The sequence below is a fragment of the Bremerella sp. P1 genome, from assembly GCF_028748185.1.
In the GTDB taxonomy this organism is placed as follows: Bacteria; Planctomycetota; Planctomycetia; order Pirellulales; family Pirellulaceae; genus Bremerella.
Genome location: NZ_CP118164.1, coordinates 5,245,077 through 5,259,279 on the forward strand (window position 1 = coordinate 5,245,077; position 14,203 = coordinate 5,259,279).

At 55.3% G+C, this 14,203-nt stretch carries 8 protein-coding genes and 1 tRNA gene; 7 read left to right on the forward strand and 2 right to left on the reverse strand.

Annotation, left to right across the window (positions count from 1 at the left end):
* The first annotated feature begins 3 nt into the window (after positions 1-3).
* The 5 genes from PSR63_RS21850 (at position 4) to PSR63_RS21870 (ending at position 9,545) form a co-directional block, all read left to right on the forward strand.
* Positions 4-3,288, forward strand: coding sequence for a PSD1 and planctomycete cytochrome C domain-containing protein (locus tag PSR63_RS21850; protein ID WP_274327796.1), 3,285 nt, complete (start codon positions 4-6; stop codon positions 3,286-3,288).
* Between the two features lie 42 nt (positions 3,289-3,330).
* Positions 3,331-4,716, forward strand: coding sequence for a DUF1501 domain-containing protein (locus tag PSR63_RS21855; RefSeq protein ID WP_274327797.1), 1,386 nt, complete (start codon positions 3,331-3,333; stop codon positions 4,714-4,716).
* Between the two features lie 183 nt (positions 4,717-4,899).
* A tRNA-Lys gene (locus PSR63_RS21860) sits at positions 4,900-4,972 on the forward strand.
* A gap of 870 nt (positions 4,973-5,842) precedes the next feature.
* A complete protein-coding gene (locus PSR63_RS21865; protein WP_274327798.1) occupies positions 5,843-7,276 on the forward strand; it encodes a cytochrome-c peroxidase in 1,434 nt (477 codons plus the stop codon).
* 976 nt (positions 7,277-8,252) lie between these two features.
* A complete protein-coding gene (locus PSR63_RS21870) occupies positions 8,253-9,545 on the forward strand; it encodes a cytochrome-c peroxidase (RefSeq protein WP_274327799.1) in 1,293 nt (430 codons plus the stop codon).
* A gap of 77 nt (positions 9,546-9,622) precedes the next feature.
* Here PSR63_RS21870 and rsmH read toward each other — a convergent pair whose 3' ends face one another.
* Positions 9,623-10,510, reverse strand: coding sequence for a 16S rRNA (cytosine(1402)-N(4))-methyltransferase RsmH (rsmH, locus tag PSR63_RS21875; RefSeq protein WP_274327800.1), 888 nt, complete (start codon positions 10,508-10,510; stop codon positions 9,623-9,625).
* Positions 10,511-10,993: 483 nt separating this feature from the next.
* Positions 10,994-12,115, reverse strand: coding sequence for a glycosyltransferase (locus tag PSR63_RS21880; RefSeq protein ID WP_274327801.1), 1,122 nt, complete (start codon positions 12,113-12,115; stop codon positions 10,994-10,996).
* A 128-nt stretch (positions 12,116-12,243) separates the two neighbouring features.
* Between PSR63_RS21880 and queA the strand changes: the two genes are divergently transcribed.
* Together queA and PSR63_RS21890 are read left to right on the forward strand one after the other, a co-directional pair.
* Complete coding sequence (queA, locus tag PSR63_RS21885) at positions 12,244-13,290, forward strand: tRNA preQ1(34) S-adenosylmethionine ribosyltransferase-isomerase QueA (RefSeq protein ID WP_274327802.1); 1,047 nt, start codon at positions 12,244-12,246, stop codon at positions 13,288-13,290.
* A 251-nt stretch (positions 13,291-13,541) separates the two neighbouring features.
* Positions 13,542-14,159: a phosphoesterase gene (locus PSR63_RS21890; protein ID WP_274327803.1), complete on the forward strand. Its 618-nt coding sequence runs from the start codon at positions 13,542-13,544 to the stop codon at positions 14,157-14,159.
* The last annotated feature ends 44 nt before the right edge of the window (positions 14,160-14,203 follow it).

Consider the following 14,203-nt stretch of genomic DNA (forward strand, 5'->3'; position numbering starts at 1 on the left):
CTCTTGATACGGTCCAGCTTGGCTGCGTATTTGTTGATCACGGTAACAACGCTTAGCGCGGTTGCTGCCGAAGTCGATACACCGCAGTTTGATGCCGCCCAACTCGAATTCTTCGAGAAGGAGATCCGTCCCATTTTGTCAAAGCGGTGCTACGAGTGCCACGGGCCTGATTCCGAAACTCCTGGGGGTGGCCTTTTTCTCACTTCACGTGGTGCGTTGCTTGAAGGGGGCGACAGCGGCCCGTCGATCGTCGCAGGCAAGCCCGACGAAAGTCTGCTGATCGAAGCAATCCATTACGACGGCATCTACCAGATGCCACCCAAGTCGCGGATGCCGGAAGAAGAGATCGCCAAGCTAGAAAAGTGGGTCACCAGCGGAGCAGCGTGGCCGATCAGTGACGAAAAGAACACACCGCGTAAAGAGGTCTTCGATCTCGAGCAGCGCAAGAGCGAGCATTGGGCCTGGCAACCGGTCGTGAAGCCGGAGTTGCCGTCGGTTAAGAACGAGGCATGGATCAAAGACCCAGTCGATCGTTTTATCTTGGCCAAGCTGGAAGAGGCGAACCTCGCACCCAATGGCCCGGCCGAGCCAGCCATTTTGCTACGAAGACTCTACTTCGATCTGACCGGCTTGCCTCCCACGCCGCAGCAGGTCGAAGCGTTTCTGGCTGATCCTTCACCGGAGGCGATTGAAAAGGTGGTCGACGAGCTACTCGCTTCGCCTCGCTTTGGGGAACACTGGGGGCGGCATTGGCTGGACCTGGTACGCTACGCTGAATCGCGAGGTCACGAATTCGACTACGATATTCCCAACGCGTACGAGTATCGCGACTACGTGATTCGAGCACTCAATCAGGATCTGCCCTACAACGAGTTGGTTGTTGAACACATCGCCGGCGACTTGCTCGAGCAGCCGCGAAAGAATCCGGAGACCGGCAGTAACGAGTCGGTTCTGGGCACCGGCTTCTGGCATCTGGGCGATTGGGTGCACTCGCCGGTCGACATTCGCAAGGACGAGACCGATCGCTTCGACAACATGCTCGACGTCATGAACAAGGCTTTCCTTGGGCTGACGGTGACTTGTGCTCGATGCCACGACCACAAGTTCGATGCGATCTCGCAGGCCGACTACTACGCCCAGATGGGCTTCCTGCAAAGCTCCGCCTATCGCCAGGTTCGTTTTGAAACCGCCGAGCACAATCAGCAGATTGCCGACTCGCTGGAAAAACTGAATGAAGAGTTTCAAACCAAAGCCAAAGCAGCCTACCAAGGCGGCATCGATCAGGCGAACGACCGCTGGGAAAAGGAACTGCTGACGCCTGGTTCGCCGTGGAATCAGGCTTTGGCTGAAGCAGCCAAAGATGCCAAGCATCCGCTGCACTACTGGGCGAAGTTTTTGAGCGTCGCCGAAGAACAGCGCCCCCAGGTGCTGGATGACGCTCACAAGGTTTCCGAGCAGCAACGTTCTGCGGCTGCGGATTACGCAGGACTTGTGATTCATGATTACGCGAACTTGCCTGAGGCGCAGTGGCGAACCGATGGAGTTGCTTTTGGAAGCGGCCCGCAAGCGACCGGAGCGTTTCTGTGGAGTACGACGGCTGAGCCTAAGGTTGCCGGTGTTCGAACCGATGGTGCGGCGGTCTACGACACGCGGTGGAGCGGATTGAAACTGAAGCCAGGCGTTCAGGATGACTTCGGCAAGACACGCGGCTGGAATCGTGCCGGGCGTACGCTTAAGACCGACACTTTTACGCTGAAGGATGGACGCGTTCACTACCTGGTGAAAGGGAGTGGCTATGCGTTTGCGGTGATCGATTCACATCGGATGGTTCAAGGACCACTGCATGGGAAGTCGGGCAACCGCTGGGAGTCGAAGGACCCGAATCAGGTCCAATGGATCCGGCACGACCTGCGAGATTATCTCGGGCACTCGATTCATCTCGAGTTCACGCCGATGGATGACAAGCCGCTGGAAGTCTTGATGGTGGTTGACGGCGAACAGATGCCTCCCACTGCCCGGGACACAACCAGAGCGGCGATTGCATTTGATCAGGTTGCGTCTAGCGGTGATGTGAATGCCCAGCGTTTTCTGCAGACACTGAAGAATGCGATTGATACTCCCGAAGACGCACCCCTGGCCGACTGGTTGGTTCGCAACTGGGAGAAGCTGGCACCAGAAGAGCCCAGTCCGTTTGACGACCTGGCGAAACAATACCGGGAACAATCGCAGGCACTGTTGGCCAACGTGCAATGGGAATCACGCACGGCCCCAGGGATGTGGGATAACTCGGCAGAAAAAGAACGTCTGCTAATCCGTGGCAATTCCAAGAACCCCGCGGACCCCGTCGCGCGGCAGTTGCTCACCGCGATTAACGGCAGCGGTGATTCCTTCGATCCTAACGGCAGCGGACGACTGCAATTGGCCCGTCAGGTGATGGATGCCGACAACCCATTCGCTTCGCGCGTCGCGGTGAATCGTATTTGGCATTACCTGATGGGACGAGGTATTGTCCGTTCGGTCGACAATTTTGGTGTCCTCGGAGAGCTGCCAACGCACCCGCAACTGCTGGACTACATGGCATCGGAGTTCGTCGCCGATGGCTGGTCGCTCAAGCGAATGATCCGACGAGTCGTTCTTTCGCAGACCTACCAGATGTCATCGGTTCAGGCAGGCTCAGCCGAACAAGCCGACCCGAAGAACGACCTGTTTCATCGCGCCGAAGTGAAACGCCTTTCCGGCGAGGCGATCCGCGACAGCCTGTTGATGGTCAGTGGAAGCCTGAATGAAACGATGTACGGTCCAAGTGTGAAGGTGCATCTGACTTCCTTCATGCAAGGTCGCGGTCGTCCTGGTCAAAATGGTCCCGTCGATGGGGCAGGGCGGCGAAGCGTGTACCTTGAGGTCCGGCGTAATTTCCTTTCGCCGATGATGTTGGCCTTCGATACGCCGCAACCGATTACGACTATCGGTCGACGGAATCAATCGAACGTGCCTGCCCAATCGCTGATTCTGCTCAATGATCCGTTCGTGATCCAACAGTGCGAGAATTGGGCCAAGCAGGCCATCGCTCAGACGCCAGAGGATATGCAGCTGCGTATCCAGCGCATGGTCGAGCAGGCCTTCTCACGCAAACCGACCGCTGAGGAGCTTACGCTTGCCAATCAGTTTCTGGAAAGCCATCGCCAGACGTTATCGATCGATCCACAGCAAATGGCTTCGTCGGTCGATTTGTGGCGTGACTTGGCCCACGTGCTGGTGAATGCGAAACCGTTTATTTTTGTTCGTTAACTTGGGAGTTGCCGCGTGGATTGTTGTCCTCGACCTTCGGGAATGCAGAGCCGCCGACAATGGTTAGGCCAAGCCGCTTGCGGCTTTGGTGCGGTTGCGCTCAACTGGATGCTGCAGCGAGAGGCCGCGGCAGATGGCCTGGGCCTGTTAGGGGCTCCTCACGCATCGCCGAAGGTCCGTAGCGTAATCTTCCTGTACATGGACGGAGGACCTTCCCAGGTCGATACGTTTGACCCGAAGCCTCTTTTGAAGAAGTACGACGGGAAGCCGTTCCCGGCCGAGACAGAGCCCACGCAGTTCAACAACCTGGGCGGGACGCTGGCCAGTCCTTGGAAGTTTCAGAAGTACGGTCAGAGTGGAATCGAGGTCAGCGAACTCTTTCCCAATGTCGCCCAGCACGTGGATGATCTGGCCGTTATTCGTTCGATGACGTCCAACTTCTCGGAACACACCAACGCCAATTACTTCCTGCACACCGGCAGCGGACTGCAGGGGCGACCCAGTATGGGTGCTTGGACAACCTACGGCTTAGGCAGCGAGAACGACAACCTGCCTGGGTTCGTGGTGCTTAATGGTGGTCTGGTTCCGCCTGGCGGGCTCGATAACTTCAACAGTGGTTTCCTGCCGGCGGCATTTCAGGGTTCGATCTTTGCCGCCAGTGATCCACCGGTGGCCAACATCCGCTCGCGTGACAAGAGCCCCGCTGCCCAACGCAGTAAGTTGGACTTGCTCAGCAAGCTTGACCAACTGACGCTCGATAAGGTGGGCACCAACGATCAGATGGAATCGGCGATCGCCAACTACGAACTTGCCTATCGCATGCAATCGGCTGTGCCGGATCTGATGGATCTCGCCTACGAGACCCCGCAGACGCTGGAAGAATACGGCTTGAATCACTCGTTCAATCCCACGAAGACCTTCGGTCGGCTGTGCCTGCTTTCACGGCGATTGGTCGAACGGGGCGTTCGCTTTGTTGAATTGACGGTACCCAACGTCGGTCACGATCGCTGGGATCAGCATAGTAATCTGAAGGATGGACACGAGAAGAACTGCCTGGCAGTCGACCAGCCGATTGCCGCATTGTTGGCCGACCTGAAGCGGCGCGGCATGCTCGACTCGACTTTGGTCGTGTGGGGAGGCGAGTTTGGCCGAACTCCGTTTGCCCAAGGCAAGAATGGCCGCGATCACAATCCGTTCGGTTTCACCATGTGGATGGCCGGCGGTGGTGTCAAAGGTGGCACGGTTTACGGCAGCACCGATGAGTTTGGCTACAAGGTCGTCGAGAATCGCGTCGAAATGCACGATCTCCACGCCACCATGCTGCATCTGCTCGGGGTCGACCACCGCCGCCTGACCTTCCGCTTCAGCGGCCGGGATATGCGTCTGACCGATGTCCACGGCCACGTGCTGCACGATATTCTCGTCTAACTCTGTTGGAGAATTTCCCACCGCAAGGGTGAACATCTCAGTGGCAATGCGGTCTACTGGAAAGAAGCCAGCGAGGATCGTTTTGCAGCAACACGTCCACCGGTCACCAGTTACGACGAGGACAGGCTTAACCGCCCCTTGACAATCCTCCCTATCCGGCGGAAACTGGGTCCCTTCCCAAGCGAGACCGTAGCTCAGTCGGTAGAGCAACGGACTTTTAATCCGTAGGTCCTGGGTTCGAGCCCCAGCGGTCTCACTTGAGCAGCCGCTTCGCCATGTGCGAGGCGGCTTTTTTCATTTCTTGGCCTTTTCTGCGTGTTTCTATACGTCCCCTCTGGAAGGTGTGTTCAATCTCCCACTTAGTTGGTGATTTATTCATCGAAGTTCGTTGACTCGAGTGTGATACCGGGTACAAACGTATCCGTGTTCAGTGTCAACCTATAACGATTGTGCAGTTTGCACAGACCTGTAGAGGGCAGCGCGGGCTTCCTCTAAGAAATCGGTGTTTGCCCAGTTTGTTGGGCTGTTGTGTCTTGTCGGATTCATGAATTCCACATCGCACGATCGCATTTCGAGGAATCTCAGGTCCACGTATTCTCTCGCGAAGGTAACGTCGCTCGCTGGTTGAAAAGCGAGGTCTTTACGACGTTGCGATTGGGTCTCTGCGAAGTGCTTATGAGATCAGTAGCAAATAGCAACCGCTGTATGCCAGTTTGGTGAACTGCAATTGCTCGTTGGATGCAGGAACGAATGCCTCGCGACGTGAAGTAAATCGCCAAACCATTGAATCCTAAGCGGGTCCAGCATTGGACGCGCACAAAAATGGCCAGTAAGTCCCAGCGCCAACCGGATGGCTTACTGACCGATGTATCGAAGAACGCCATTGGTATGCGCTCATGACACGTAATTTTGATTGTAGCGCAGGGGCATGGATAGTAAAGATCGAAACCCCTTATTCGATCTTCCCGAAGCGAATGCATCGGCATCGCTTCTCGGGCCCCTTCGTATCGTGACGCTACTCTCTTTTCTTCGGAGGCAGATCGCCCGCCCACCCCCCTGACTCGCAATTCCACACCTTTGATTTGACTAAATATGCGAGATGAATATTTCCCGGGGGAATTTAGAAATGCCACTTCCATTTAAGCCACTTACGTACTTGCTGAGTGTTTTCGCACTCTTGGCTGGTACCCAGGTAGCCATGGCCCAAGGGCTCTTGGGCTTTCCGCTAGGTCCTGAGCAGGAAACACTCGATCCTATGGAACAACTCGGTCGCGAGTTGTTCAACGACACCAATCTCTCGACGCCAGCTGGACAAGGCTGCGTTACTTGCCATGCGCCTGAAGTTGGGTTTGTCAGCCCGAACTTCTTTGTGAATCAGTTTTTTGGTCCCCACTTCGGCGCGATACCTCATCGTTTCGGTCCTCGTAAGCCGCCGTCGGCCGCCTATGCGGGTGACTCTCCTGACTTGCGATTCGTCGCTGATCCGGCGTTCGCCGTGAACTGGGAAGGGGGCGTTTTCTGGGATGGTCGCGCTGCTGGCCAGTTGCCACTGTATCCCGAGTCGGACGATAGCCCTGAGTACGATCCACTTGCCGAACAAGCGTTGTTTCCCTTCTTGAATCCTGTCGAGCAGAACATTGCCAACGAAAAGATCGTTGTTCGCAAGGTAGCCTTCTCGCGCTATCGCCGCCTGTTCCTGCAGGTTTGGGGTGAAGGTTCACTTGACTTCCAGGACAAGGAAGTGGTTTCACGGGCCTACGATCGGATTGTCACGTCGATCGCCGCGTTTGAACGATCGAGCGAGGTGAATCCATACAGCTCGAAGTTCGATGCCTGGCTTGCAGGCGAGGCCGAACTTACCGAGCAGGAAAAGCTTGGTCTATGGCTGTTCGAGAATCCATTTGATGGTCGATCGTTGCTAGAGCCTAACGAAGAGAGGACTCCGTTCCCGCGTGGAAATCAGGGCAAGGGACGCTGTGGTATTTGCCACTCCGAACAACCTGGTCCCAACGACGAGCCACCCTTGTTCACCGACTTCGCTTACCACAACTTGGGACTGCCGAAGAACCTGAACAATCCGTTCTACTTCATGCCGCGCCGGTTTAATCCTGATGGTCGCGATTTCATCGATCGCGGTTTGGCTCCCACCCTAGAGACCCTTGGCCAACCCGCCAACTGGACACCGTCGGGCGACATTACTACCTGGCAGGAGGAAATCGACAACGCCGAAGGCCGGCACAAGACGCCGACCCTGCGGAACGTCAACAAACGTCCTTTCCCAGGATTCGTCAAAGCTTATATGCACCACGGCGGGCTAAAGTCGATGGATGAAGTCGTCCACTTCTACAACACGCGTGACGTGCCGGAAGAAGGATGGGGACCACCGGAGGTCGACTTCGGTAACATCACCGGCGGTATCGTCGGCGACTTGGGAATGACTGAGGAAGAAGAAGCGGCAATCGTAGCCTTCATGGCGACACTGTCGGATGGGTATCGTCCGCCTAGTTCGCGTCCTCAGTTGCCACAGCTACCACCGATCTTTCAGTTTCCTTTCCCATAATGGAGGAAACTACTTGAGATAACTAATAAGGACGCCCTCGTATTTGCGAGGGCGTCTTCTTTTGTACACCCACACAGACGGCGATCAACTTGGCTGAAACATCTTTTGTGTCTGAATATCGTCCGCGGCAGTAAGTCCGAAGTGAATGGGTGTCAATTTGCTCGACCTGAGATGCAGTATCATCCTCTCGAAAATTTTATTTAACCCATCGAAATTCATTGACATGTTTATCCATAGGTGTAGAAAGAAGTTTGAAGGCTCTGGTTAATTAGTAGGTCCAGGAGAAATGATCCGATGAGGCAAAATGCATCAAGGTCATGGCATTCCTGGGATATGCTCCTGGCAAGTTGATCCGCCTGAAAAAGGATGGTTTGAAAGATGACTTCTGGGCAGTTTTCCTACGACGCTGGAACCCTCAATTGTCTCTGAGGGCACAACGAGACTCCTCAATCATCATCAGTTTGATTTCGGGAGTACGCGATTCTAATCGACGTCAGACTGATAAGTACCATTTCAATCTGAAGGTGATGAGACTTAGTGAAGTTCTCCACGGCTCTCAGAAAACGACGGCCAGTTATCGGGGGATATTAAGCCAGCATGTCGTTCAAGATGAAACGTTAAGAGGCGGATTTGACCCACGCTTACAAGACACCACGACGAGCGCAAAAAAAAAGAGGCCAGTAAGCTCTAGCGCCAACCAGAATACTTACCGGCCGGTTTTCGCACGAACGAGTTTTGTGAACACGCTCATGCAAGTGGGATTGAATTCTTATTGGGGGAAGACCAACCAAGGTACGAGCAGGATCGCTCGAATTAAAATCGCATACTGTGCTTACCGAAATAGGCACACGGTTGTTAACACCTGAACTCTTTGCATGTTTCGCTTCTCTTAGCACGTGCACTGGTGAAGTCTCTTCCGCGACGACCGCCATTTCTCGCATTGGTTTTAACTAACAGATGACGAAACGGGAGAGAAATGATGTTACGGCGTTTTGCGATGCTATTTGTGCTGACCGGGTTTCTGGCAGCACTCTCGATGACAAGTGAGGGGCTGGCACAAGCTCCTCCGACGATTGAAGATGTGGAAGACTTAGGTCTAGAGCTCTTCTTCGACGAGAACTTGTCGATTCCGAAAAAGCAAGCCTGTGTAACGTGTCATAGCCCTGACACAGGCTTTACAAGTTCCGATTCCGATGCCAACGAGATATTCGGAATTCACCCAGGGGCAATTAAACCACGGTTCGGTGCGCGTAAGCCGCCATCGGCAGCTTATGCTGGCCAGGCTGGACCGCTACGTCGTGTTCCCCCGGCACCTTTTGTCTTCATCGAGTGGGAAGGCGGGACGTTTTGGGATGGCCGTGCTACCGGGCATAAGGAATTGGATCCGAGTGTCGCCATCCTTGGTCTATCGAACAAAGATATCTTGGCTGAACAAGCGTTGGCTCCATTTCTGAGTGAAGTGGAACAGAACGTTCAGGACAAGCAAAAAGTCATCAAGGCAGTTGCCAGAGGTGAATACGCCGACCTCTTCAAAAAGGTTTGGGGCGAAGACTCGCTTGATTACAAAGATCCTGAAGTGGTCGAGAAGTCCTACGATAAGCTCGTGATTGCGATCGCTGCGTTTGAACGTTCGGACGGCGTCAACCCCTTCACCTCCAAGTTTGATTATTGGCTCAAGGGTCAAGCGACATTAACCGCTGACGAGTTGGAAGGACTCGCATTGTTCGAAGGGCAAGGCGCGTGTGCTGGTTGCCACCTTAGTGGACGAGATCCAAACAACCCTCCTCTTTTCACGGACTTTGCCTACCACAACCTTGGCTTGCCGAAGAACCCGGACAATCCGTTCTACTCCATGCCCAAGAAGATCAATCCAGATGGAGCTGACTTCATTGATCGTGGTCTCGCCAAGACGTTGGAGGACCTGCACGCCGATGGCAAACTCGTCCCGCTGCTGTTGCCTGGCGACGTGCCGGAAGACATCATTGCCGATGAGGAAGGCAAGTTTAAGACGCCAACGCTACGAAATGTTACGCGACGTCCCTATCCAGAGTTCGTGAAGTCGTATATGCACAATGGCATCTTCAAATCGATGGAAGAAGTCGTCGAGTTCTACAACAAGCGGGATCAATTGTTCCCGGCTTCAGTGGCTGAAGTGCCGCAGACGAGAATTCCTCCGTTCGCGCCGCCCGTGAACATGGGACTAACGGACGAACAAGAAGCGAAGATTGTCCTCTTCCTGCATACGCTGGAAGATGGATACCAACCTTAATGCGATAAATCTCACCAGAGTACGAAGATGCCCCGCACGTGACGGGGCATCTTTCGTTTCTTGAGGTATACGTTCCGCTACACGCGTTCTGCCACACGCAGTTTGGCGGTTCGGCTACGGGGGTTTTGGCGAATCTCTTCATCGCTGGCCGTGATGGGCTTCTTCGTGAGCCGCTTGAGGCGTGGGTCATCGAGAAACGCTTGCTTCACTGGTCGGTCTTCCAGCGAGTGGAAGCTGATGATGGCCAGGCGACCACCCGGTTTCAAGCGATCCGGCAGCGTTTCCAACGCAGTCTCCAGCGACGAGAGCTCGCGGTTCACGGCGATCCGCAGGGCCTGAAACGTCCGCGTGGCGGGGTGGATTCTGCCGCGGCCACTTCCAGCCACGGGTGGGTAACAACTGACGACCACGTCCGCCAACTGCTTGGCGGTGATAAACGGTGTTTCTTTGCGAATGTGGCAAATCTTCTTGGCAATTCGCCGGCTTAGGCGTTCTTCGCCATTCTGGTAGATCAGGTCGGCCAGGTCCTTCTCTTTCAGATGATTGACCAGGTCCGCCGCCGTTTTCTTGTCACGCAGATCGAACCGTAGATCGAGAGGCCCGTCCGACTCGAAGCTGAAGCCGCGTTCACGATCGGCCAGTTGATCGCTCGATAGCCCCAGGTCGAGCAGAATGCCGTCGACCAGGTCGATATCGAGCGAATCGAGAATCTTGGGGATCTCGACGAAGTTGGCGTGTGCGATCTTTACGGGAAGTCCGACCAGGGTTTCTTCTGCCCGCTGCAACGCGATAACGTCGCGATCAACCGAAACGACAAAGCCCTTGTCGCCGAGTCTTTCGGCCATCATCCGTGTGTGCCCACCGCCGCCGAGGGTGCCATCGACCAGGATTTTCCCAGGCTGCGGGTCAAGCCACTCGAGGACTTCTGCCGGTAGAACAGGAATGTGAACGGTAGGTGCGGCCATAGGATCGGCTGGGAAAACTCGGGCAAAACGTTCAGCTTACCGGAGCAACCGATCGCGGGGCAGGGCGGGAGAGAAAAAATCCGTCGTGGCGCATCCGTGCCCCAAAACGACGGATCTTGTGGAGTCACCGCTGCACTAGCGACTTCACAGGGCTTGCCCGACCCGGCGTCAATCTTTGATTCCGTGACGGTACACGTTCTCCCGATAGTGGCCTAATCGGGGCGGCATCGTCGTGCGGAGCAAGCTTCGGACGTAAGAAGTTATTCGTTAGTTGATAAAGTGTTATTAATCAAAACATCAACAATCGATGTCGCTTGATGAGCATCTGATTGAGGATATTCGGTCCGCATTTTTCGTCAATCCAGAAAGCGGCTTTAAAATTTTGCTAGCAAATGACGCTAGCGGATTTAAGGGTTGGCCGTCGCGAGAGTTGCGATTAAGCCCCCCGGTAGAAAAAGTTTTGCAGCTTACAGAATCTCGCTGCTAGCGTTGCGTGGGCGAGGTGGAAATTACGTCGTCCAGCATGGTTTCGTAAGACTGGATCATTTGGTGAAGGGAGAAGTGTGCTTCGACCTGTTGGCGATTGGCTTGCCCTAGCTGCTGGCGGAGTGCTGCGTCTTCCATCATTCGGCGAAGTAGCGTTTCGGCCTCGGGCATCTCCTCGTGGGTGACCCTTTGCTGAGCGAGATCGCCGGAAAGGAGTTCACCAACGCCTTCCACGTCCGTAGCGATCACCGGTAAGCCGTGTGCCATGGCTTCGATCAATGCATTGGGCATCCCCTCCCAGCGGGAACTGAGAGCATAGATCTCACTCTCGCGAAACCAACTCGGGAGGTCGTCCTGCCATCCAACAAGCCGAACCGATTCATTCAGCCCCTCCGATTCGACTTGCATCAACAATTCTGGAAGCTGCTGACCGTCTCCGACGATCACGAGTTCCCAATCAGGCTTCTCACGCAGCAGCTCAGCAAGTCGAAAGATCAACCAATCGAATCCCTTTTGCTCATCGAGACGCCCCACGGCGATGATCCGGTGCTTGCGGTCGACCGGCTCGGCGTAGGTCGTTGGCTGGATCACGTCGATATCGATGCCGTTGGGTATGACCAGCAACTTCGACTCAGGCACACGAAGTGTCTCGGCTGCGAACTGACGAACACCTTCGCTGACGCACAGCACGCGATCAGCACGCTGGGCCGCCCACGATTGAAACCGACGTCGCCAGCTCCCTTGTTCGATGACCCGCAGCGATTGCAGCCGATGGATGTCCACTGCACGAGTCGCCATCGCGGCGACGATATTGGCGTGGAAAAGAAAGCTCCAAACGACGTCCGGCTTGGTCTTGCAGATGATGCGTTTCAACCGATCGATGGCAGAAAGGAGCTGCCACTTGGTGCGACAACCCAGAAAGTTGAGCGGTATCTCAGCCGCTTCAAGCTGCCGAACCAACGCGTCTTTGGGTGGCTCTGGCGGTGGTGCGAGCGCCACGACGTGCACCTCGTACCTGGCCGGATCGAGACGGCAGGCCACGTTGGCCACACATCGTTCGGCACCCCCCATGCCCAGTTCCGTGGTGACAATCAAAATGCGTTTGGGGGCTTCAGACATGGTGTTGGCAACCAATGACGGTACGTGCGGGCCTAGTCGAATTCCCGGTCGGCGGCGTATACTCGACCATGGACGACACAATGGATGGACGTCGACCAGCGGTTTCTCACTGATGTTTTGCGAGTTCTATGACCAATATCGACCAGTACGACTACCATCTTCCTTCCGATTTGATTGCGCAGCAACCTTTGGAGAAAAGGACCGACGCGCGGCTGTTGGTCGTTAATCGTCAGACACAGGAAATCTTGCACCAGCATGTGCGGGACCTGCCGGAGTTTCTAAATTCTGGCGACTGCCTGGTACTGAACAACACGAAAGTCGTACCGGCCCGATTGATGGGAAGGCGAGCCAACACCGGCGGTCGCTGGCAAGGGCTGTTTGTCGAAACCGACCCGCAAGGAAACTGGCTGGTCCTGGCTAAGACGCGCGGCAAGATCCAGCCAGGCGAGAAGGTCATTCTCGAGAATCGCGAAGCACGCGAAGATACCGAACTGGAACTGCTGGCCAACCTGGGTGGTGGGCAGTGGGCCGTGAAGCCGCTGACCGAGGAGTCCCCGTTTGAAGTGCTCGAACGCGTGGGGCGAGTTCCACTTCCGCACTACATTCGCGGCGGCGAAATGATGCCTGAGGACTGGAAAGACTACCAAACGGTCTTTGCCGAAAACCCAGGGGCCGTGGCGGCTCCGACGGCTGGGCTGCATTTCACGCACGAACTCCTGAATAAGATCAGTGCCCAAGGAGTCGATCGGCAGTTTGTCACCCTGCATGTCGGCATGGGGACGTTTCGCCCGATTGGTGTCGACAACATCAACGAGCATGAAATGCACTTCGAGTACGGCGAAATCAATCAGGCCACCGTAGATCGCCTGAAAGAGGTCAAAGCCAACGGCGGCCGGGTGGTTTCCGTGGGAACGACCGCCACGCGAGTCTTGGAAACGGCTGCGGCAAGTGGCACGCTTGAGCCCTGGATGGGCAAAACGAATCTGTTTATTCGCCCTCCGTATCAGTTCAAGGCCGTTGATGTCTTGCTGACCAACTTCCACCTGCCCAAATCGACGCTTCTGATTCTGGTGCGGACGTTCGGTGGAGACGAACTTTTGCGTCAGGCATATCGAGAAGCGATCAACGAAGAATACCGCTTCTACAGCTACGGCGATGCGATGCTGATTTTGTAGCGTGGCCGTTAGTGGTGCTTTCCAGCTCTTTAAAAAACTTTTCTCAGAATTCTGATGATTTCGCGGGTAATTATCGCGGAAAACGGTTATTCTGAGATGAATCCAAGTAAATCTTCTCGCCTGATGCGAAAACATTCCCTTGTCTCGTAGCGGGGCAGGCGAGAGGGTAGTCGATAGCTTGATAGCAATTGGGTACGATAGCCCCCGTGGAACGTCCCATAGTAAGCCCCCACATGGAAGGGAGAATGTAGATGAGCATTGCGGAAGTCGAACAGGTCTTAGTGGTTCCCACTGAGAAATTCCACGAGATCGGGCAATTCCAGGGATTTCACGACGATGTGGAAACCTACCTGGATCAACTGCTGACGCCAGAGCAGATGAGCTTCCGTCCGCGCGACATCATGGAAAAGTCGCCTGAGTTCAAGCAGCTCATCCCTTACGTCATCTTTGAGTACAAAGACGACCAAGGCACCAAGCACGTCTTCCAGTACGTCCGTGGTAAGGGACAGGGCGAGTCCCGCCTGCACAGCAAGCGCAGCGTAGGGATCGGCGGACATGTCTCCTCCGAAGATGCCCCTAACAGCGACCAGGACCCGTTCCAGCAAGGGATGCGTCGCGAACTGGAAGAAGAAGTCAGCTTCAAGGCCCCGCACGAGATGGTCTGTGCCGGCTTGATCAACGACGATGAATCGGAAGTTGGTCGCGTGCACCTGGGCGTCGTTTATCTCTGCAAGATCGAACGACCGGAAGTCATGCCCAACGAAGAAGACATCCTCGACGCCGGATTCCGTCCGGTCGGCGATCTTCTGGCCAAGCTCGAAGAATTCGAGACCTGGTCGAGCATCTGCCTGAAAGCGATCTACGGCTAATCGGCACGGCGTTCCCTCTTCGATTGGGAAGAGGGTTTTCTGGT